This is a genomic window from Actinomycetospora rhizophila, from assembly GCF_042657905.1.
Classification (GTDB): domain Bacteria; phylum Actinomycetota; class Actinomycetes; order Mycobacteriales; family Pseudonocardiaceae; genus Actinomycetospora; species Actinomycetospora rhizophila.
Map to the genome: position 1 here is coordinate 445982 of NZ_JBHSKG010000002.1, position 20583 is coordinate 466564.

General features: G+C 73.9%; 21 protein-coding genes. 9 read left to right on the forward strand and 12 right to left on the reverse strand.

The window, feature by feature from the left end; translation table 11 throughout:
• Positions 1-152: 152 nt before the first annotated feature.
• Positions 153-1034, reverse strand: a complete 882-nt coding sequence (locus ACFPK1_RS05970; RefSeq protein WP_378019976.1) for a hypothetical protein — start codon at positions 1032-1034, stop codon at positions 153-155.
• A 580-nt stretch (positions 1035-1614) separates the two neighbouring features.
• On the opposite strand from ACFPK1_RS05970, the gene ACFPK1_RS05975 reads away from it, so the two are divergent.
• Both ACFPK1_RS05975 and ACFPK1_RS05980 read left to right on the forward strand, forming a co-directional pair.
• Positions 1615-2958 carry a nitric oxide synthase oxygenase gene (locus ACFPK1_RS05975; RefSeq protein ID WP_378019977.1) on the forward strand — a complete coding sequence of 448 codons (1344 nt, stop codon included), beginning with the start codon at positions 1615-1617 and terminating at the stop codon, positions 2956-2958.
• Between the two features lie 49 nt (positions 2959-3007).
• Complete coding sequence (locus ACFPK1_RS05980; RefSeq protein WP_378019978.1) at positions 3008-4507, forward strand: long-chain-fatty-acid--CoA ligase; 1500 nt, start codon at positions 3008-3010, stop codon at positions 4505-4507.
• Here the strand turns inward: ACFPK1_RS05980 and mftM are convergent.
• The 4 genes from mftM to mdo all read right to left on the reverse strand — a co-directional run bounded on the left by mftM (position 4504) and on the right by mdo (position 9672).
• Positions 4504-5445, reverse strand: coding sequence for a mycofactocin oligosaccharide methyltransferase MftM (gene mftM / locus ACFPK1_RS05985; RefSeq protein WP_378019979.1), 942 nt, complete (start codon positions 5443-5445; stop codon positions 4504-4506). The two genes, ACFPK1_RS05980 and mftM, sit on opposite strands and share 4 nt — an antisense overlap.
• Positions 5442-6983: a VWA domain-containing protein gene (locus ACFPK1_RS05990; protein WP_378019980.1), complete on the reverse strand. Its 1542-nt coding sequence runs from the start codon at positions 6981-6983 to the stop codon at positions 5442-5444. The genes mftM and ACFPK1_RS05990 overlap by 4 nt, the downstream gene beginning before the upstream one ends.
• Positions 6984-7013: 30 nt before the next feature.
• The gene (locus ACFPK1_RS05995) at positions 7014-8282 is read right to left on the reverse strand and encodes an AAA family ATPase (RefSeq protein ID WP_378019981.1); all 1269 of its coding nucleotides are present in this window, start codon (positions 8280-8282) and stop codon (positions 7014-7016) included.
• 97 nt (positions 8283-8379) lie between these two features.
• Positions 8380-9672 carry an NDMA-dependent methanol dehydrogenase gene (mdo, locus tag ACFPK1_RS06000; RefSeq protein ID WP_378019982.1) on the reverse strand — a complete coding sequence of 431 codons (1293 nt, stop codon included), beginning with the start codon at positions 9670-9672 and terminating at the stop codon, positions 8380-8382.
• A 260-nt stretch (positions 9673-9932) separates the two neighbouring features.
• Between mdo and ACFPK1_RS06005 the strand changes: the two genes are divergently transcribed.
• The gene (locus ACFPK1_RS06005) at positions 9933-10640 is read left to right on the forward strand and encodes an SDR family NAD(P)-dependent oxidoreductase (protein ID WP_378019983.1); all 708 of its coding nucleotides are present in this window, start codon (positions 9933-9935) and stop codon (positions 10638-10640) included.
• A gap of 93 nt (positions 10641-10733) precedes the next feature.
• Here ACFPK1_RS06005 and ACFPK1_RS06010 read toward each other — a convergent pair whose 3' ends face one another.
• Both ACFPK1_RS06010 and ACFPK1_RS06015 read right to left on the reverse strand, forming a co-directional pair.
• The gene (locus tag ACFPK1_RS06010) at positions 10734-11099 is read right to left on the reverse strand and encodes a GntR family transcriptional regulator (protein ID WP_378019984.1); all 366 of its coding nucleotides are present in this window, start codon (positions 11097-11099) and stop codon (positions 10734-10736) included.
• On the reverse strand, positions 11096-11653 hold the full coding sequence (locus tag ACFPK1_RS06015; protein WP_378019985.1) for an acyl-CoA-like ligand-binding transcription factor: 558 nt from the start codon (positions 11651-11653) through the stop codon (positions 11096-11098). Before ACFPK1_RS06015 ends, ACFPK1_RS06010 begins: the two co-directional genes overlap by 4 nt.
• Positions 11654-11814: 161 nt before the next feature.
• On the opposite strand from ACFPK1_RS06015, the gene mftA reads away from it, so the two are divergent.
• The 5 genes from mftA (at position 11815) to ACFPK1_RS06040 (ending at position 14925) form a co-directional block, all read left to right on the forward strand.
• Entirely contained in the window at positions 11815-11904 is a 90-nt protein-coding gene (mftA, locus tag ACFPK1_RS06020) for a mycofactocin precursor MftA (RefSeq protein WP_378019986.1), read from the forward strand.
• Entirely contained in the window at positions 11904-12230 is a 327-nt protein-coding gene (mftB, locus tag ACFPK1_RS06025) for a mycofactocin biosynthesis chaperone MftB (RefSeq protein WP_378019987.1), read from the forward strand. The genes mftA and mftB overlap by 1 nt, the downstream gene beginning before the upstream one ends.
• On the forward strand, positions 12227-13483 hold the full coding sequence (gene mftC / locus ACFPK1_RS06030) for a mycofactocin radical SAM maturase (RefSeq protein ID WP_378019988.1): 1257 nt from the start codon (positions 12227-12229) through the stop codon (positions 13481-13483). Before mftB ends, mftC begins: the two co-directional genes overlap by 4 nt.
• 200 nt (positions 13484-13683) lie before the next feature.
• Positions 13684-13983, forward strand: a complete 300-nt coding sequence (locus ACFPK1_RS06035; protein WP_378019989.1) for a hypothetical protein — start codon at positions 13684-13686, stop codon at positions 13981-13983.
• A 111-nt stretch (positions 13984-14094) separates the two neighbouring features.
• Positions 14095-14925, forward strand: coding sequence for an alpha/beta fold hydrolase (locus ACFPK1_RS06040; RefSeq protein WP_378019990.1), 831 nt, complete (start codon positions 14095-14097; stop codon positions 14923-14925).
• On the opposite strand, the gene ACFPK1_RS06045 is transcribed toward ACFPK1_RS06040, so the two are convergent.
• A complete protein-coding gene (locus tag ACFPK1_RS06045) occupies positions 14926-15516 on the reverse strand; it encodes a hypothetical protein (RefSeq protein ID WP_378019991.1) in 591 nt (196 codons plus the stop codon).
• A 158-nt stretch (positions 15517-15674) separates the two neighbouring features.
• Here ACFPK1_RS06045 and ACFPK1_RS06050 point away from each other — a divergent pair, with 158 nt between their 5' ends.
• Positions 15675-16688: a class I fructose-bisphosphate aldolase gene (locus ACFPK1_RS06050; RefSeq protein WP_378019992.1), complete on the forward strand. Its 1014-nt coding sequence runs from the start codon at positions 15675-15677 to the stop codon at positions 16686-16688.
• A 63-nt stretch (positions 16689-16751) separates the two neighbouring features.
• Here ACFPK1_RS06050 and ACFPK1_RS06055 read toward each other — a convergent pair whose 3' ends face one another.
• Genes ACFPK1_RS06055 through ACFPK1_RS06070 form a run of 4 tightly spaced genes read right to left on the reverse strand, consistent with a single transcriptional unit; the run spans position 16752 to position 20576 of the window.
• Positions 16752-17630 (reverse strand): LysR family transcriptional regulator, encoded by an 879-nt coding sequence (locus ACFPK1_RS06055; protein WP_378019993.1) that lies wholly within the window; start codon positions 17628-17630, stop codon positions 16752-16754.
• 58 nt (positions 17631-17688) lie between these two features.
• Positions 17689-18678 carry an AAA family ATPase gene (locus ACFPK1_RS06060; RefSeq protein ID WP_378019994.1) on the reverse strand — a complete coding sequence of 330 codons (990 nt, stop codon included), beginning with the start codon at positions 18676-18678 and terminating at the stop codon, positions 17689-17691.
• The gene (locus tag ACFPK1_RS06065; RefSeq protein WP_378019995.1) at positions 18665-19141 is read right to left on the reverse strand and encodes a ribulose bisphosphate carboxylase small subunit; all 477 of its coding nucleotides are present in this window, start codon (positions 19139-19141) and stop codon (positions 18665-18667) included. The genes ACFPK1_RS06060 and ACFPK1_RS06065 overlap by 14 nt, the downstream gene beginning before the upstream one ends.
• Before the next feature lie 10 nt (positions 19142-19151).
• The gene (locus ACFPK1_RS06070) at positions 19152-20576 is read right to left on the reverse strand and encodes a form I ribulose bisphosphate carboxylase large subunit (RefSeq protein WP_378019996.1); all 1425 of its coding nucleotides are present in this window, start codon (positions 20574-20576) and stop codon (positions 19152-19154) included.
• Positions 20577-20583: the final 7 nt, after the last annotated feature.

The window sequence follows — 20583 nt, forward strand, 5'->3', positions numbered from 1 at the left end:
CGTACGGCCACGCCCGGTGAGTGGAGCCCGCCGAGGCCCGCATCGGGTGACAGGGCCGAACGGACGCGTCATCCGGCCTCGTCGGGCGACCGTTCCCCGTGGTCGATCTCCACGTCGGCCGTCCCGCGCCGGGGCGGGTCGCCGGGCGGGCGTCAGCCGGCGGTGGTGGCCGCGCCGTCGAGGGCCGACGGGGACGCCCCGGGGTCGTCGAGCTCCCCGAGCCCGCGGTCGCCGGCGTCGCCGCCCGTCCCGCTGCTCGCGCCCGTGTCCGCGCGAGGGGCCGGGCTCGGCGTGGTCGACCGCGGCGTCCGGGACGAGGTCGTGGTGGAGCGCTCGGGGGTGGTGGACCGCGCCGTCGTCGACGTCGGACGGGGCTTGGTCGTGGTGGCCCGCGGCGGGGCGGCGGGCTGCGGGGCGCGGCGTTCGGCGGCGACCGCCGACGAGGGCTCCGGCCCCCGGCTCGACACGTCGGGGTCGAGCGCCTCGACGACGCTGGTGTCGACGGTCGCGATGGTGCCCTCGGGGGTCTCCGGGACCGGCGTCTGCTCGGCGGGCACGTCCGGGATGTCGGGCAGGGCGAGCTCCGCGCCGGTGCGCTGCGCATCGAGGCCCAGCGCGATGCCGACGCCCCCGACCGCGACGGCGGCCATCACGGCGGCCGCGGCGGGCAGCGACGACAGCCCGCGCCGGCGGGTCGCCGCGGGCGCCGCGCGGGAGATCAGCCGGGCCATCTCGTCGGCGCGGGCGCGCATGTGCCGCGAGGGCCGCGGGCGGCGGTGGGCCGCCGGCTGCTCGGGCGCGACCACGGCGTCGACGTCGGGGCGCCCGGGCGCGGCGATGTCGGCGATCGCCGGGACCTCGGGAACGGCCGGTGGGGTGCGCCCGGGCGGGGTGTTCCCGGGGGCGGGGGAGACGACGGGCAGGACGACGGTCTCGCCGTCGTCGGCCGACGGGCCCGCCGGCGGGGCGCCGGGCGCGCGCGACCCACTCGTGCCGTCCGGCTCGTGGCCCGCGGGCCACGGGGCTCGCGTCACGGTGCACCTCCCGGCCCCGCCGGCGCGTCGTCCCCGACGACGTCACGCGCTGTGTACGAGGCCATCACACGTTGTCGACCGGACAGCGTGCCAGACGTGATCGACCGGCTGCGGACGACCCGTGCGCAGGGACGATCCGGGAGGTCGCCGGAAGGGTGCGGTGGCTGCGCTGGGTGGTCGAGCCACCCTCTACAGTGGCTCGCCGTGGAGCCGTCTCGGCGCGCCGGCACGCGCGCGAGCTCGCGGACGGGACGCCCCGTGGCGCTCGCCGCCGCCGCGACCTCGTTCGTGGTCATCATGCCGGGCGCGGGCCTGCTGCTGCGCCGAACAGGCCATCACGGTTCGGACGTACCGCGGGCAGGTTGATCCGAACAGCGAGATCCGTTCCCGGCGACGGGGCGGCAGAGTGGACGAGCGGTGGCCGCGCGGGGACGGCTCGAGACACGGAGGTGGCATGACGCGCGGCTCGGCGATCGAGGTCGTCAGCACCGGGGACCGGACGTCCCCCTCCCCGCGACCCCCGGACGGTCGGACGCCACCACCGACCCCCACGTCCCCCGGGCCACCGACCGACCCGGCGATGCCGGCGCCCGAGGGCGGCTGGCCCGTCGGCGCCCGCGGCGCCGGACGGCCGTTCGTGGCCGCCGCCGGCGCCCCCGCCGTGACGCGGGTGAGCGCCCCGGTCGCGCCGCTCCCCGGGCCCGAGAGCGCGCCCGAGGTCACGCCGGCCGCGCCCGTCGCGCCCCCCGTCGTCCCGGCCGCGCGCGTCGGCGGCCAGGAGGCCGAGCGCCCCGCCGGCCGTCCCGGCGTCGACCCCGCCGAGGCGGAGGAGTTCATCCGCCTCTTCCACGCCGAGGACGAGGGCGCGGGCCCCGCCGAGCCCCGCGTCGCCGCGGTGCGCGAGGAGATCGCCCGCACCGGGACCTACGTCCACACCACGGCCGAGCTCGAGTTCGGCGCCCGCATCGCGTGGCGCAACTCGGCGCGCTGCATCGGCCGCCTCTACTGGCGCAGCCTGCACCTGCGGGACCGCCGCCGCGTCACCGCGCCCGACGAGGTCGCGGCCGAGTGCGTCGGGCACCTGCGCGAGGCGACCCGCAAGGGGCGCATCCGCTCGACGATCACCGTGTTCGCCCCCGACGGCCCGTCCGGGCGCGGGCCGCGGATCTGGAACGAGCAGCTCATCCGGTACGCGGGCTACCGCGCCGGCGGGCGCGTGCTCGGCGACCCGCGCTACGCCGGCTTCACCGACACCGCCCGCACCCTGGGCTGGACGCCGCCGAGCCCGATGGGGCGCTTCGACATCCTGCCGCTGGTCGTCAGCGGCGGCGGCGAGCACGTCGTCGAGGGCCCGCAGCTGCACGAGATCCCCGCCGACGCGGTGCTCGAGGTGCCGCTGACCCACCCCGACCACGCGTGGTTCTCCGACCTGGAGCTGCGCTGGCACGCGCTGCCGGTGATCAGCAACATGCGCCTCGACATCGGCGGCGTCTCCTACCCGGCCGCGCCGTTCAACGGCTGGTACATGGCCACGGAGATCGCGGCCCGCAACCTCGCCGACGCCGACCGCTACGACATGCTCGCCGAGGTCGCCGAGGCGATGGCCCTCGACACCTCGAGCGACCGCACGCTGTGGCGCGACCGCGCGGCCGTCGAGCTCACCGCCGCCGTGCAGCACTCGTTCGACGAGGCCGGCGTCTCGCTCGCCGACCACCACGGCGAGTCCCGCCGCTTCCTGCGCTTCGTGGAGAAGGAGGAGGCGGCGGGCCGGAAGTGCCCGGTGGACTGGAGCTGGATCGTCCCGCCGATCTCGGGCGGTCTCACCCCGGTGTTCCACCGGTACTACGACGAGCCGACCGACACCGGGCCGATGTTCCGTCTCGACGACCAGGCCACGGCGCGGGCGGGCGGCTGCCCGGTCTGAGCCGCACCGGGAGCGGTTGACGCTGCTCCGGACGGGGCACAGGGCGGCCGTGACGAATCTCGCAACGGCGCTGGTGGCGGCGTCCGAGCAGCACGGTGACCGGCCGGCGCTGCGCCTCGACGACCGGACCGTGACCTACGGCGAGTTCCTCGCGGCCGCGCAGGGGGTGGCGGGGCTGCTGCGCGCCCGCGACGTGGGGGCCGGTGACCGCGTGGGGATGGTCTTCCCCAACGTGCCGGCGTTCCCGGTCGTCTTCTACGGCGCCCTGCTGGCCGGCTGCGTGGTCGTCCCGATGAACCCGCTGCTCAAGGGCCGGGAGATCGAGTTCTACCTCGACGACGCGGGCGTGTCCGTGGTGTTCGCCTGGGACCAGGCCGCCGACGCGGCGCGCGAGGCCGCGCGCGACCGGGACATCGAGGTGATCGCGGTCGGTGCCGCGGGCCCCGACGACGCCCAGCTCGAGGGCGCCACCCCGGTCGACGAGCCGGTCGAGCGCGCCGACGACGACACCGCGGTCATCCTCTACACCTCGGGCACCACGGGGTCGCCCAAGGGCGCCGAGCTGACCCACGCGAACCTGTCGACCAACGCCCGCACCTCGGCGGGCACGCTGACCGAGCTGACCGCCGACGACGTCGTGATGGGGTGCCTGCCGCTGTTCCACGTGTTCGGGCTGACCTGCGGGCTGAACTCCGCGGTGCTGTCCGGCGCCTGCCTCACGCTGCTGCCGCGCTTCGACGGGACGAAGGCACTCTCGATGATCGGGCGCGACGGCGTGACCGTCTTCGAGGGCGTGCCCACCATGTACTCGGGCCTGCTCCACGTCGAGGACCGCGAGCAGTACGACGTGTCGTCGCTGCGCTGCTGCATCTCCGGGGGCTCGGCGATGCCGGTCGAGGTGCTCCGCGAGTTCGAGGACACCTTCGGCTGCATCGTGCTCGAGGGCTACGGGCTCTCCGAGACCTCGCCCGTGGCCTCGTTCAACCACCCCCACGCCGAGCGCAGGGCCGGGTCGGTCGGGAGGCCGGTGGCCGGCATGGAGCTGCGCCTGGTCGACGACGCCGGCGAGGACGTGACCGGCGACGACCCCGGGGAGATCGCCATCCGCGGCGAGGGCCTCATGAAGGGCTACTGGGGCCGGCCCGAGGCGACCGCCGAGTCGATCCCCGACGGCTGGTTCCGCTCCGGCGACGTCGCCCGCCGCGACGACGACGGCTACTACTTCATCGTCGACCGCAAGAAGGAGATGATCATCCGCGGGGGCTACAACGTCTACCCGCGGGAGATCGAGGAGGCCCTCTACGAGCACGCCGCGGTCGCCGAGGTGGCCGTGGTCGGGATCGCGGACCGCGACCTGGGCGAGGAGGTCGGCGCGGCCGTCGCCCTGCGCCCCGGCGCCGAGGTGGACGTCGAGGAGCTGCGGGACTTCGCCAAGGAGCGGGTCGCGGCCTACAAGTACCCCCGCCACGTCTGGCTGCTCGACGAGCTGCCGAAGGGCCCGACCGGGAAGATCCTCCGCCGCGAGGTCCGGCCGCCGGAGGACCTCTAGCCCGCCTCGACCACGAGCCAGCCGCCGTGGTCGTCGGCCACGGAGAAGGGGCGCCCGGTGCGCTCGCCCAGGGCGTGCAGGGCGGCGTGGTCGAACGTGCGCACGTGCCCGTACACGGGCTCGGGGACGTCCTCGTAGGGCACGGCGACGACCACGCGCCGGCGCGCGACGCGCAGCATCTCGTCGAGCACCCCGAGGGTGTCGGCGGCGGGCAGGTGCTCGAGCAGGTGCACCGCGGTCACCGTGTCGACCGAGCGCGCCGCGGCGGGCAGGGCGCGGGCGTCGGCGACGACGGGGCGCACGGCCTCACCGCGCCGACGGGCGACGGCGCCGAGCAGGCCCATGGTGCCCGGGGTGTGGTCGGTGGCGATCACGTCGAAGCCCTCCTGCGCCAGGCGCAGGGGCAGGAAGCCGAAGCAGGTGCCGACGTCGAGCACGGTGCGGCCCCGCAGCTCGGCCAGCGCGCGGTCGTGCACCGGCGCGAACGCCGCCAGCGACGACTCCGGCGGCGCGGCGGGGTCGATCGGCGCCCGCGGGTCGCGCAGCACCGCGAGGCTGTTGGCGTAGAACGTCGACCAGGCCGTGAGCGGGTCGCTGATCGTCGAGCGCACGATCCCGGTGAAGATGCGCTCGAAGTCGCCGGCCGAGGTGACGAGCCCGGAGAGCTCGCGGGCGACCAGGCCGGCGATGTCGTCGTCGAGCTCGTCGGGGCGCAACCGGTGCAGCACGAGCAGGCGCTCGCCGGGCCGGTGCACCTCGAAGTGGTCGGTGACCCGCTCGGGCGGGCGCGCGGCGACGAGGCGCACGGGCACCGGGGCCCGGTCGACGTGGCACACGACGACCCGCGCGTCCTCCCAGCGCCCCGGGTGCTGCGCGGCGAGGGGGTCGATGAGCACGGTGCCCGTCGAGTCCGCCGCCGGGGCGTGCAGCCCGGTCAACGCCCCATCATCTCGGCGGCCATGTCGTGGCTGACCTCGGAGAGCCCGGTGAGGTCGCGCACCACGCGGATGCGGTCGACGAACTCCGCGTAGCGCGGCAGGTCGCAGGCCCCGAGACCCCACGAGTAGCGCGGCTCCGGGGTCAGCCAGATCGTCTCGCGCGCCCGCCGGGTGATCTCGGCGAACGCCTCCATGTTCGCGTCGTTCCCGTTGCCCCGGCCGTCGCCCAGGATGATCACCGTCGAGCGCCGGTTCACCGCCGACCCGTGGTCGTCGAGGAACGTGCCGAACGCCGTCCCGTAGTCGGAGTTGGCGTCCACGTCGATGAGGTCGCCGCCGAAGATCAGCCCGAGGGCGTCCTCGACGGTGTGGTCGGCGAAGAGGTCGGTGACCTCCATGAGGTCCGCGACGAACGCGAACGAGCGGACCTGGCCGAACATGTCCTGCAGGCCGTGCACCAGGTGCAGGGTGAAGCGGGCGGTGGCGCGCACGGACAGCGACACGTCGGCGAGGATCACCAGGCGCGGCTTGTCCTCGGTGCGCTCGACGGTCACCGGGCGGAACGGGATGCCGTCGAAGCGCATGTTGCGCCGCATCGTGCGGCCGGGGTCGATGCGCCCGCGCGCCGACTCGTGGCGCTTGTGGGTCAGCGCGCCGTGCAGGGTCTTGGCGAGCCGGCGCAGGGAGTCCTCGAGCTGCTGACGCTCGTGCTCCTCGGCGCGGTCGACCTCGGCGCGGTGGGCGTCCTCGTCGTGGCCGCCCTCGACGATGCGCTGCTCGATCTCCAGGAGCCGCTCGAGGTGGCGCTTGATCGCCTCGGGCAGGTTCTCGAGCATTCCGGCCAGCCGCCGGCGCAGCGCCATCGCGTCGGTCTCGTCGCCCTCGTCGGACACCCCGTCCTCGACGCCCTGCAGCCAGCCCAGCAGGGCCTCCTGCTGGGCGACGTTGAGGTCGGCGTCGACCTTGGTGCCGGCCTCGGTCGCGACGTCGCCGGGCAGCCCGCCGCCGTGCAGGCGGTCGGTCTCGATCTGGACCTTCTCGCCGGTCCCGGTCTCGTCGGTGGCGCCGTCCTTGGAGAAGACGATCTCGTCGGTCATCGCCGCGAGGTCGATCTTGTTGGCCTCCTGGTGCAGGTTGTACTGCTGGGCCATGTCCTCGGGGTCGAAGAACTCCTTGATGTCGACCGGCGTGCCGTGGTCGTGGCCCTCCTGCGGGGTCTCGCTCGGCTCCTCGGAGAGCGTGAAGTTCTCCAGGGCGCCGTCGTCGGAGAGGTCCTCGTGGCCGTGGCCGTGGCCGTGGCCCCGGTCCTCCGCGCCGATCCGCACCAGCGCGAAGAACATGTCGAAGATCTGGTCGTAGGTGTCCTCGTCGCGGATGTCCTTGACCAGGGCGACCCGCAGCGCGGCTTTGAGCGTCTCGCGGTCGGCGAGCACGCCGGGCTCGCGCGCGCAGCGCATGGCGTCGAGGACCTCCGAGGTGGAGATCCGGACCTGCCGGATGCGGAGCAGCCGGACGAAGCGGTGGATGCTGGCCTCCATCGAGGCCCTCCTCTCGAGCGTCCGGGCGGGCTAGAGCGCGCGGCGCTTGCCGAGGCCGGCACCGAACGAGCGGCTGCCCTGGCCCGAGCTCACCGGGCGCTTCTTCGGCGGGTCGACCTCGCCGCTGCGGGCCTTCTCCTTGGCCTCCACACCCGCCGCGTAGTGCCCGACGTGCCGGCCCTCCTCGTCCTTCGCGGCGCGCACGGCCCGCCCGTCGGGGCCGTCGTCGGCGTCGTCGTCGACGCGGCGCGACGTGGCCGGGGCGGGCCCGCTCGAGCGGCCGTTGTCCTCGTGCCCATGGCCGTGCCCGTGCCCGTGGCCGTGCCCGTGCGCGTCGTCGACCACGGCGTTCGGGTCGACGAGCTTCGGCAGGGCGCCGAGGGCCTTGGTGACGTCCTTGTCGTACTTGACGACCACGGACACCGTGTCGGACAGGATCGCGCTGTTCAGCTCGTCGACGCCCAGCACGGCCAGCGTGCGGGCCCAGTCGATGGTCTCGGAGATGCTCGGCGCCTTGCGCAGCTCGAGCTCGCGCAGGCCGCGGACGACCTCGACGAGCTCGCGCGCCGTGGCCTCGGGCAGCCCGGTCTGCTTCGACCGGACGATCTCCAGCTCGCGCTCGGCGCTGGGGTAGTCGAGGAACAGGTGCAGGCAGCGGCGCTTGAGGGCGGCGGCCAGGTCGCGCGTGTTGTTGCTGGTCAGGATGACGTAGGGCGCGTTCTCGGCCGTGAACGTGCCGACCTCGGGCACCGAGATCTGGAACTCGCCGAGCGTCTCCAGCAGCACCGCCTCGAGGGCCTCGTCGGCGCGGTCGACCTCGTCGATCAGCAGCACGACGGGCTCGTCGGAGCGGATGGCCTCCATCAGGGGCCGCTCGGCGAGGAACTCCTCGGAGAAGAAGACGCTGTCCTGGTTGGCGATCCGCTCGACCGACGTCTTGATGTCGGGGGCGTCCTGGACGATCTCGGCGATCTTCTCGCGCAGCATCTGGGTGTAGAGCAGCTGCTTGCCGTAGTCCCACTCGTAGAGGGCCTTGGTCTCGTCCTGGCCCTCGTAGCACTGCAGGCGCAGGAAGCGCCGGCCCGTGGCCAGCGCGAGCATCTTGGCCAGCTCGGTCTTGCCGACGCCGGCCGGGCCCTCGAGCAGCAGCGGCTTCTCGAGCCGCGTCAGCAGGAACACCGTCGTCGCCAGCCGTCGGTCGGCGATGTAGCCCTGCTCCGCGAGCGCGTCGACGACCTCGTCGACCGAATCGAAGGGGAACGGGGCACCGACGCCGGACTGCTCGGTCGTGCTGGTCACGCGGGGTCCTTCCTGAGGTGGCAGAGCGAGGGGAACACACCGGTGCCCGGTGGGCCAGCGGAAGACGCCGACCTCACCGGGCACCGGGCAGGACCGATCAGCTGAGCAGGTCGTCCAGGTCGCCGTTGAGGCAGTGGTCGACCACGGGGCGCACCGTCGTGAAGGTGCACTCCTTCGGGTTGCCCGGGGTGCAGGCGTCCCCGAGGACGTGGTTGGTGATGCGGTCCACGTCGGCGTCGTTGCCCGTGATCGTCTTCTGGCCCTCGTAGAACTTCGTCGGGCCCTGGCCCAGACGGTTCTTCGAGTACGAGTCCTGGGTGACGTCGGTGAACTTCTCCGGGATGCCCACGTCGCGCAGCAGGCGGATGGACGCGGCGAGCGCGGCCTCCGCGGCCTGGACGTCGGTCATGTGCGTGGTGTCCACGCCCATGGCCTGGGCGATGCGCGCGAAGCGCTTGTAGGCCACCGGCATGTTGAACGCCCACACGCGGGGGAGCGCGACGGCGTTGTTCAGGCCGTGGTGGGTGTCGTAGAAGGCCGACACCGCGTGCGAGATCGAGTGGATGATCCCGAGGCCACCGGAGTTGAACGCCTGGGCGGCGATGTACTGCGCGTACATCATGCCCTGGCGGCCGGGCAGGTCCTGCCCGTTCCACACGGCCTCGCGCAGGTGCTCGTTGGTCAGCTCGATCGCGCGGATCGCGTTGCCCAGGCTCGGCTCGAAGTTCAGCCGCGAGACGTAGGGCTCGGAGGCGTGCGCGAGCACGTCGAAGCCGCACTGCGCGGTGAAGTCGACCGGGCAGTCGTAGTAGAGCACCGGGTCGTCGATCGCGAGGCTCGTGACCGAGTTGTCGTCGAACGCGACGTACTTGTGCGGGTTGTTCGGGTCGGTCGTGGTGTCGGTGATGACGTACGCCCACGAGGTCTCCGAGCCGGTGCCGGCCGTGGTGGAGACCGCGATGTGCGGCGGGTTCTTCGGGTTCTCGGACTGGTTGAAGCCCTCGAACTCGTTGACGTTGCGGCCGTCGTGCGCCACCGAGATGCGCGCGCCCTTGCAGGCGTCGTGCGAGGAGCCACCGCCGATGGAGACGAAGCTGTCACAGGAGTTCTCCTGGTACAGCTTCACCGAGTCCATGACGTTGTAGTCCTTGGGGTTGGACTCGACCTGGTCGTAGATGACCGTCTCGATCCCGTGCCACTTCATGGACTCGGAGATCTTGTGGACGATGTCCGTGCCGCGCAGACCCGAGGTCATGATCAGCGTCTTCTTGAAGCCCATCTTCAGGGCCTCGGGGCCGATCAGCTCGTGCGAGCCGGGCCCGAGCAGCGCCCGCGGGAAGGGGTGGAACTCCTTGATCGGGAACGGCTTGAGCAGCTCGTCAACCTGCATGGGGGTCCTCTCGTCGACGTCGGTCCGGGAGCCCGGCCCCGGGGAGCGGGCTCCTCGCGATCCGGCGCGACGCTAGGCGTGGCGCGGGTCACCGGGACAGAGGCGCGCGGTGATCCCGACCACGGCGACGGTGCCCGCCCTGGACCTTCGGACAGGTTCCGGGCCTGCCCACCGTGCGGCGTTGTCCGGTTCGAGTTGTTGCCATTCATACGCGACAACGGAAGCGGGTGGAAGGGGGTGGCGCGGGGAACGTCTGTGCGGTGACCGACGATCTCTCCGGGCGCACCGCGCTCGTCACCGGCGCGAGCCGCGGGCTGGGCCGGGCGATCGCCGCGGGGCTCGCGGGCGCGGGGGCGACGGTGATCGGCGTGGCGCGCGACGGCGGGGCCCTCGAGGCCGCGACCGCGTCGTTCGGCGGGCGGGCCCTCGTGCACGACCTCGCCGACGTCGACGGGATCGCCGCGCGGGTGGACGGGCTCGAGGTGGACGTGCTGGTCAACGCGGCGGCGGTGATGAGCGCGCCCCGCTCGAAGACCCTCGACGCGTCGCTGTCCGCGTGGCGCGACGTCCGCGCCGTGGACCTCGACGCCCCCTTCGCGCTGATCTCCGCGCTCGTGCCGGGGATGGCGCGCCGGCGGTGGGGACGCGTGGTCAACCTGAGCGCCTGCCTCGGGCGCATGACCGGTCCCGGCTCCGCGGGCGGGCTCGCGCCCTACCGCGTCGCCAAGGCGGGGCTGAACTCGCTGACCCGCAACCTCGCCCACGAGCTCGCGCTGGGCCGGCGCGGCGTGCTCGTCGACGCGACGTGCCCGGGCCACTGCCGCACCGACATGGGCGGGCCCGACGCGCCCCGGTCGATCGAGGAGGGCGCGGACACGGCGATCTGGCTCTGCCGGCGCGCCTCGACCCCGTCCGACCCGGCGCCGACCGGACGGCTGTGGGAGGACCGCGCCGAGGTGCCGTGGTGAGGCGTTCAGCGACCGGGACGACGGCGGTTACTGGCTGGTATCGCTCGCCTGGCGAGCGATACCAGCCAGTAACGAGGTGGCGAGGTCGCGAAGTCAGCGCTCCGCCAGCGCCGCGCGGGCGAGGTCCAGCGCGCGTTCCCGGGAGACGCCGAGCGCGGTGACGGCGCGGGCGTACTCGGCGGCGAGCTCGCGGGCCGGGTCGGCGGCGGTGTCCGCGCCGACGACGAACGTGCCGAGCCGCCCGCGGGTCTCGACGACGCCGGCGGCCTCGAGCTCGCGGTAGGCGCGGGCGACGGTGCCGGGCGCCAGGTTGAGGTCGCCCGCGAGGCGGCGCACCGCGGGCAGGCGGGTGTGCGGGGCCAGCGCGCCGGTGCGGGCGAGCTCGGTGACCCGGGCGCGCAGCTGCTCGTAGGGCGGGTCGGACGAGGCGGGGTCGAGGTCGATCAGGTCGGCGCTCACCGCGACGCGAACCCCCGCGCCAGGGCGTCGAACGCCTCCTCGACGAGGCCGCCCAGCGCGTCGGCGTCCGCCTCGGGCCGGCCGTGCCAGGCGCTGAACACCGCGCGCATCGAGGCCACGACGGCCCGGCCGAACACCTGGGCGCGCAGCGAGGCCGGGTCGTCGTCCCAGCGGCGCGCGGCGTCGGCGGCGAGCGCGGACTCCCAGTCGCGGTAGCGGACGGTGGCGCGCGCGGCGAGCTCCGGCACGTCCTCGATGAGCCCGAGACGGCGGCGCAGGGCGGGCAGCTCGGCGGCGGCGTAGTGGTTGATCGCGAGGAAGGCGGCGCGCGCGGCGGCCACCGGGTCGTCGCCGGGCTCGTCGGCGAGGGCGGCGACCAGGGCGGCGAGGCCGTCGTCCAGCTCGCCGAGCACCACGTCGAGCTTGGTGGGGAAGTACCGGAAGAACGTGCGCCGGCCGACCCCGCCGGCCACGGCGAGCTCGTCGACGGTGGTCTCGTCGAACCCCTGCGACGCGAACAGCTCGAGCGCGACGTTCTCGAGGCGCTGGGCCACCGGAACCCGTCGTGCACTCCTGGTCGCCATCATCAGAGCATCTCCTACCAACGCCGCACGGAGAACGCCCCCACCGAACGGAGGGGCGGATCCCGTCCGCGGCCGGTCTTCCGGTGGCACCGAGTGCCGCTTACCGTTCGCAGCGCCCGAGGCACCCGCTGGTGAGGAGGACGGCCATGGAGGAGAACGAGCTCGTCGAGGAGACCCTCGTCGAAGAGGTCTCGATCGACGGCATGTGCGGCGTCTACTGATGTCGACGACGGCGGCGGGGGCCGGACCCAAGGCTCCCGCCGGCGTCGGTGACTTCGACGCCGAGAGCCCGTACCGGATCTCCGGCTCGGTCTCGGTGCGCCCGGAGTCGTTCGGCGCCCTCGTGTACGACTTCCACACCCGCCGGCTGTCGTTCCTCAAGACGCGGCTGCTGGTCCGGGTCGTGGAGGCGCTCGCCGACCACCCCGACGTCCACGGCGCCCTCGAGGCGGCCGAGGTTCCTGCACCACAGCGGGAGCAGTACCTGAAGGCTCTCGCCGGCCTCGCGAAGGCGGGCACGATCCAGCGACGGGACACCACCTCATGAAGCTCGTCGAGCACTTCGTCGAAGGCCTGACCTCCCCGATCTGCCTCACCTGGGAGCTCACCTACGCCTGCAACCTGTCCTGCGTGCACTGCCTGTCCAGCTCGGGGCGGCGCGACCCGAACGAGCTGTCGACCGACGAGGCCAAGGCCGTCATCGACGAGCTGCAGCGCATGCAGGTCTTCTACGTCAACATCGGTGGCGGCGAGCCGACCGTCCGCAGCGACTTCTGGGAGCTGCTGGACTACGCGATCGCCCACGACGTCGGCGTCAAGTTCTCCACCAACGGGGTCAAGCTCGACAAGGCCAGGGCCGCGCAGCTCGCGGCCACCGACTACGTCGACGTCCAGATCTCCCTCGACGGCGCGACGGCCGAGGTCAACGACCACGTCCGCGGCCCGGGCTCGTACGACACCGCCATCCGCGCGATGGAGAACCTGTACGAGGCCGGGTTCGGCCAGTTCAAGATCAGCGTGGTGGTCACGCGGCACAACGTCGACCAGCTCGACGACTTCAAGGCGATCGCCGACCGCTACGGCGCCCAGCTGCGGATCACCCGCTTCCGCCCGTCGGGCCGCGGCGCCGACTCGTGGGACGAGCTGCACCCCACCCGCGAGCAGCAGCGCCAGCTCTACGACTGGCTGGTCGCGCGCGGCGAGGACGTCCTCACCGGCGACTCGTTCTTCCACCTCTCCGCGTTCGGCGAGGAGCTGCCCGGCCTCAACCTCTGCGGCGCCGGGCGGGTGGTGTGCCTCATCGACCCGGTCGGCGACGTCTACGCCTGCCCCTTCGCGATCCACGAGCAGTTCCTCGCCGGCAACGTCCGGTCCGAGGGCGGCTTCAAGACCGTGTGGCAGGAGTCGGAGCTGTTCGCGGAGCTGCGCGGGCCGCAGTCGGGCGGGGCGTGCACCAAGTGCTCGCACTACGACGCCTGCCAGGGCGGCTGCATGGCGGCGAAGTTCTTCACCGGCCTGCCGCTCGACGGTCCCGACCCCGAGTGCGTGCTCGGCAACGGCGAGCGCGAGCTGGCGAAGCTGGAGATGGACACCGTCATCCCCAAGCCCTCGCTGGACCACTCGCACCGGACGACCCGGGGTCCCCGCAAGGACGCGGGAGACGGAGCGCAGCGGAGCTCGACCGGTGGAAGTGGACCGGTGCCGCTGGAGCTGTCGGTGCGGCGACCCGACCGGGCGTGCGACTCCGACCCGCTGGCCGGCGAGGGCACGCGCCTGCCCGCCGGGATCCGCGTCGGCTGACGCTCTGGAGCGGAGGGTGGGTCGGCAGAAATCTCCCCCGGCGCCGCGGGCGATCCTCGCGGCGCCGGGGTGAGCTCTCCCGGTCGTCCCGGCGACGATGAGCGCAGCGCGTTCGTCCTGTTGCTGCACGTGATCGGTCCGGACGTCGTCACTTCCCGGCGGGCACCGATCCGATCCGCCGACCAGCGCGTTTGCCGGGTATGACCGCGACACCGGACCCGACGCCGGAGCCGCTCGCCGCCCTGCCGCTGCTGACCGAGGCGGGCGTCAGCGTCTACTGGGTGCCCCTCGACGGCAGGACCGCCTGGGTGGCCGACGCCCACACCCGGCAGGTGTGGATCTCGCGCGCCGTCCCGCGGGAGGCGTTGCTGCGCAGCCTGATCGAGGCCCTCGAGGTGATCGACGCGAGCGGACCGGGGCTGCGTCTGGTCTCCTCCACCGACCACGTCGAGCCCGAGGCCCACGGCCGGGCGCCGGCCCTGCGCGTGGTCGGCGACTGACCCTGCCGCGGCGTACGTACTTCCCGCCTCGGCCGTCCGCGGGATCGATCCGCGCGCGAGTCTCGCGACCACGGCCCCGACCCACGGGAGCCGTCGGGCAGGGGAGCGCGCATGGCGACGATCGCGGTGAACGGCACGACGCTGTACTACGAGCGGCGCGGCGAGGGCCCGCCGGTCGTGTTCATCTCCGGCGCGCCGGGCGACGCGGGGTTCTGGACGGAGATCGGCGATCTCCTCGCCGACGAGTTCACGGTGCTGAGCTACGACCGTCGGGGCACCTCGCGCAGCCCCCGGCCGGAGGGCTGGACCAACACCTCGATGGACGAGCAGGCCGACGACGCCGCGGCGCTGCTCGAGGCGCTCGACCTCGCCCCGGCCGTGGGGTACGGGCACAGCGGCGGCGGGCTCGTCCTGACGAACCTCGCCCTGCGTCACCCCGAGGTGCTGCGGGGCGCGGTGTTCCACGAGCCGGCGTTCCTCACGGTCACGCCGGCGGGCCGGGCGGTCGTCGAGGGGCTGCAGGGGATCGTGGCCGACGCGATGGCGCGGGGCGGTCCGCGGCTGGCGATGGAGCTGTTCCTGCGGTGGGCGGACGGGGACGAGGTCTACGAGGCGATGGACCCGGCCTTCCGGGACCGCATGCTCGACGACGGCGAGGTCGTGTTCGGCATGGAGATGGCGTCCTCGGTGGGCTACCTGCCCACCGCCGGCCAGCTCGCGCAGATCGCCGTGCCCTCCGTCGTCCTGGCCGGTACGGACAACGCCGACCCCGAGGCGCGCCTGCACTGCCTCCACGGCGCCGCGCAGTGGGCCGCCGACGGGCTCGGCGTGCCGCTGATCGAGACGCCCGGGGCGCACCTCCCGCAGGCCACCCACCTGCACGAGTACGCGGCGATCGTGCGCCCGGTCCTCGCCCGCCTCGCCGCGCCCGTCGACGCCTGATCAGTCCGACGAGCTGCTCGACGAGGAGCCCGAGTCGCTCGACGACGACCCGGAGTCGCTCGACGAGCCGGAGTCGGAGGAGGACCCCGAGTCGGAGCCGGACCACCCCGGGTCGGACCAGCCGCCGTGGTGGTGGTCGTGGTGATGACCGTGGTCGTGGTGCCCGTGGTGGTACTGGTCGGGGCCCGGCCAGGTCTCCCACGTCGGGTCGTACCAGGGACCCGGGCTGCTGCCGCCGCGGGCGCCGCCCGGGCCGACACCGCCGCCGAACCCACCGCGACCCGGACCGGCGCCGAACCCGGGACCGGCGCCGAACCCGGGACCGGCGCCGAACCCGGTGCCGGGCCCGAAGCGTCCGGCGAGGGCCGCGCCGGCGAACCCGTGCATCGCGTGGTGCATCCGGCTGCGCACGAGGTTGATGACGGCGAGCACCGTCAGCATCGAGGCCACCGCGAGGGCGAGCACGGCACCGACGAGGGCGCCGGTCGAGCGGCTCGTCACGAGGACCGTGACGAGGACGAGGACGACGACCACCTCGAGGACGATCGCTGCGGCCAGCAGCACGCCCGCGGTCCGGGGCTGGGGGTTCATGACCGGTGATCCTGGTCGGGGCGCCACGGCCGGACCAGAGTCATGACGAGGAGGAGTAGTCGGGATCGATCTCCCCCCTCGGCTCCACCGCGCAGGGGACGTCCCACGGGGCGCGCGTTCGTAGCGTCGGTCGACGCAGAACGCCGAGGGAGGCCGCCGTGACCACGACGACCAGCACCACCAGCCCGACCAGCACCACCGACGAGCTCCGCGCCACCGCCGCGCGGCTCGTCGCCGGCGGACGCGGCATCCTCGCCGCCGACGAGAGCCCGACGACGATGTCGAAGCGCCTCGAGGACGCCGGCGTCGCGCCGACCGAGGAGCACCGCCGGGCCTACCGCGAGCTGCTCGTGACCGGCGAGGACCTCGCGGCGGGCGTCAGCGGCGTCATCCTCTGCGACGAGACGCTGCGCCAGCACCTCGCCGACGGCCGCCCGTTCCCCGCCGCGCTCGCCGACGCCGGGATCCAGACCGGCATCAAGGTCGACACCGGCACCGTGCCCCTCGCGGGCGGCGAGGACGGCGAGACGCTGACCGGGGGCCTCGACGGCCTGGCCGACCGGGTCGCCGAGTACGTGCGGCTCGGCGCCGAGTTCGCGAAGTGGCGCGCGGTGCTGCACCTCGGCGCCGGCCGCCCGTCGAGCCGCGCCCTCGAGGCGAACGCCGACGCGCTCGCGGTCTACGCGCGCACCTGTCAGGACGGTGGCCTCGTGCCGATCGTCGAACCCGAGATCCTCAGCGCGGGCGGGCACCGCATCGAGGTCTGCGCCGCCGCGACGGGCCGCACGCTCGCCACCCTGACCCGTGCCCTCGACCGCGCCGGCGTCGACCCGGCCGCGATGGTGCTCAAGCCGAACATGGTCACCGCGGGCGAGGGCGCGCGGCAGACGGCCGGGCCCGCCGAGGTCGCCCGCGCCACCGTCGACACCCTGCGCGCGACGATGCCCGTCGAGCTCGCCGGCGTCGCGTTCCTCTCCGGCGGGCAGCCCTCGGAGGTCGCCGCCGCGAACCTCGCCGCGATCCGGGCGCGCGGCGGTCCGTGGCCGCTGACGTTCTCGTTCGGCCGGGCGCTCGTCTCGCCGGCGCTGCTCGCGTGGCGCGGCGACCCGGCGGCGGCCGACGCGGGCCGCGCGGCCCTGTGCCGTGAGGTCGACCGGGCCGTGGCCGCCTGAGACCGCGCCGGGCGCGACCCGTGTCCTCGGGACACGGGTCGCGGTCCGGGACTCCGGCGTGGCTCACGCCCGCCGCCACCCGAGCTCCTCGTCCGCCAGCAGGTGGTGGACGAGGAGCTCCGTGCTGGCCGTCGCGTCCGGGTGGGTCACGACGTGCCACGGGCGCGAGATCGGCACGCCCGGCACCGCCAGCTCGATCAGCGATCCCTCGCCGAGCAGGCGCGCGACGCCCTCGCGCGCCACCAGCGTCACCCCCAGCCCGGCGCGCGCCGCGGCGATCGTCGCGCCGTGCGACCCGAGCACCATCCGCGGCGGCTCGCCGGGCAGGTCCTCGAGCAGCGCCGTGAGCGTGGCGCGGATGCCCGAGCCCGTCTCGCGGAGCAGCCAGGTCGCGGTCGCCGGGTCGAAGCCCGCGGCCGTCCCGGGGGCGCCGACGACGGTCAGGGTGTTCTCGCGGCGGGCACGGACGTGCGCGTCGACGTCGTCTCCGGGCGGGCTGCCGGCGACGACGACGTCGAGCTCGTGGTGGCGCAACATCGACCAGACCGCGGCGCTGGGGGCGACCTCGACCCCGACGCCGACGTGCGGGTGGCGCGCGCGGAACGACGTGAGCAGGGCGGGCAGCAGGTGCTCGCCGGCGGTGGTGACCGCGCCGAGGCGCACGTGGCCGTGCTCGGGGTCGGCCTCGCCGCGCGCGGCGGTGGTGGCCTCGTCGAGCAGTCCGAGGATCCGGCGCGCGTAGTCGGCGTAGCGGGCGCCGGCGGGCGTGAGGCGCACGCCGCGCCCGTCCTTCTCGAGCAGGGCGACGCCGACCTCGTCGCCCAGCGCGCGCACCGCGGCGGAGACGGTGGACTCGGTGACCACGAGCGCCGCGGCCGCCCCGCGCACCGACCCCTGGTCGGCGAGGGCGACGAACGCCCGCAGGCGCGCGGTGGTGGTCACCCGCCGAACCTATGTGAGTACTTTCCGGGCCTATAGGCCCGGAAAGTACTCACATGGGTCAGGTGCGGTGGCCACCGGCGAAGACGCGGCTGGCGCGCAGGTCGGCGGCCTCGAGGGTGGTGACGTCGGCGAGGCCGATCGAGCCGCCGCCCTCGGCGAGCCGGCGCGCCTGGCGCATGCGGGCGCGGTCCAGCGCGTTGCGCACGCTGCGGGCGCCCGCGAACCACTCCTGCTCGCGGCGCAGCGCCAGGTACTCGCGCAGCGCCTCGTGCGCCTCGGCCGAGAACGCCAGCCCCTGCTCGGCGACCATGCCCTCGGCGATCGTCACGAGCTCGTCGGCGCTGAAGTCCGGGAAGTCGACGTGGTGCGCGATCCGGCTCTGCATCCCCGGGTTGGCCTCGAAGAACGTGGCCATCCGGTCGGCGTAGCCCGCGAGCACGACGACCAGGTCGTCGCGGTTCTCCTCCATCGCCTGCAGGAGGATCTCGATGGCCTCGCCGCCGTAGTCGCGCTCGTTGCCGGGCCGGTGCAGGTAGTACGCCTCGTCGACGAACAGCACGCCGCCGCGCGCCTTGCCGACGATCTCCTTGGTCTTCGGGGCGGTGTGCCCGACGTACTGGCCGACGAGGTCGTCGCGCGTCGCGGTGACCAGGTGGCCCCGGCGCAGGTAGCCCAGGCCCTTGAGCAGGTCGCCGATGCGCTGCGCGACGGTCGTCTTGCCGGTGCCGGGGTTGCCGGTGAAGCACATGTGCAGGGTCGGGCGGTCGGTGGCGACGCCGAAGCGCTCGCGGATCCGGTCGACCACCAGCAGCGCCGCGAGCTCGCGCAGGCGCTCCTTCACCGGCGCGAGCCCGACCAGCTCCCGGTCGAGGCCGTCGAGCACGTCGTCGACACCCGCCTCCCGGCGCACGGCGTCGAGGTCGACGACGGCGTCGGGGGCGAGCGTCTCGTCGGGTGCGTCCTCGGGCTCGGGGGCCGACGCGACGGACGGGCGGGACGCCCGCCCGCCCGTCGCGAAGGAGACCCGTCCGTTGTCAGTGCCGGCCATGCCCGTTCCCCTGGCCGTTCCCCCGGGTCGACGGACCCGCCGTCGCGCCGTAGCGCGAGCCCGCGGGCCGCTCCGTGGCGTAGGAGTGGACGCTGTAGTGCATGCGCCGGTCGACGCCCTCCTGGCGGTCGAGGCGGAAGCCGGGCTCCTCGCTCGGCCGCTGCACCAGGAACGACAGGGCCACGGTCTGGCGCCCGAGGCTCGCGTCGTAGGCGTTGACGCGCACGTAGTGCTCGGGGTGCTCCTCGCGGCACGCGCGGACCTCGTCGAGCACCGCCGCGGGGTCGGCCAGGTCGAACAGCGGCAGGCCCCACATCTCCCAGTAGGTGTTCCGGGGGTGCGGGTCGTCGGTGTACTCCACCGAGCACGGCCAGCCGTGCTCGAGCGCGTAGGCGATCTGCGCGGTGATCTCGTCGTCGGTCAGGTCGGGCAGGAACGAGAAGGTTCCCTGGGTGATGCGCACGGTGTCCTCCTCAGGCGGGCGTCGGGGTGGCGTCGACGGTGTCGGTGGAGGCGTAGTCGAAGGTGACGTCGCCCCACGTCGACAGCGCCATGTCCAGCGGCTTGTTGCGCTTCGCGGCGTCGCGGAGGATCTCCGGGCCCTCGGCGAGGAAGTCCTTGCCCTCGTTGCGCGCCTTGATCATCGCTTCGACGGCGACGCGGTTGGCCTCGGCGCCCGAGGCGATGCCCATCGGGTGGCCGATGGTGCCGCCGCCGAACTGCAGGACCGTGTCCTCGCCGAGGTGGTGCAGCAGCTGGTGCATCTGGCCGGCGTGGATGCCGCCGGAGGCCACCGGCATCGTCGCGGGCATCGACACCCAGTCCTGCTCGAAGTACAGCCCCTTCGACGGGTCGGCGTCGTAGCGGCCCTTGAGCAGCACGTCGTAGAAGCCGTGGACCGACGCCGGGTCGCCCTCGAGCTTGCCGACGACGGTGCCGGCGTGGATGTGGTCGACGCCGGCGAGGCGCATCCACTTGGAGATCACGCGGAAGCTCACGCCGTGGTTCTTCTGGCGCGTGTAGGTCGCGTGGCCCGCGCGGTGCAGGTGCAGGATCACGCCGTTGCGCCGCGCCCACTTGGCCAGCGACTGGATCGCGGTGTAGCCGACGGTCAGGTCGACCATGACGATGACGCTGCCGAGGTCGCGGGCGAACTCGGCGCGCTCGTAGATGTCCTCCATGTCCGCGGCGGTGACGTTGAGGTAGTGGCCCTTGACCTCGCCGGTCTCGGCCTGCGCCCGGTTCACCGCCTCCATGCAGGCCAGGAAGCGGTCGCGCCAGCGCATGAAGGGCTGCGAGTTGATGTTCTCGTCGTCCTTGGTGAAGTCCAGCCCGCCGCGCAGGGCCTCGTAGACGACACGGCCGTAGTTGCGCGACGACAGCCCCAGCTTCGGCTTGGTGGTCGCGCCGAGCAGCGGGCGGCCGAACTTGTTGAGGTACTCGCGCTCGGTGACGATCCCGTGCGCCGGGCCCTGGAACGTCTTGACGTAGTGCGGCGGGATGCGCATGTCCTCGAGGCGCAGGGCCTTGAGCGGCTTGAAGCCGAAGACGTTGCCGATGATGGAGCTGGTGAGGTTGGCGATCGACCCCTCCTCGAAGAGGTCGAGGTCGTAGGCGATGTAGGCGATCCACTGCCCCTCGGCGCCCGGGACGGGCTCCACCCGGTAGCACTTCGCCTGGTAGTGCTCGAAGGTCGTGAGCCGGTCGGTCCAGACGACGGTCCACGTCGCCGTGCTGGACTCGCCGGCGACCGCGGCGCCCGCCTCTTCGGGCGGCACGCCGTCCTGCGGCGTCACGCGGAACGCGCAGAGCAGGTCGGTGTCCTTGGGTTCGTAGTCGGGCTGCCAGTACCCCATCTCCGCGTAGGGGATGACGCCCGCGCTCCATCGATCGGCCATGGCACGA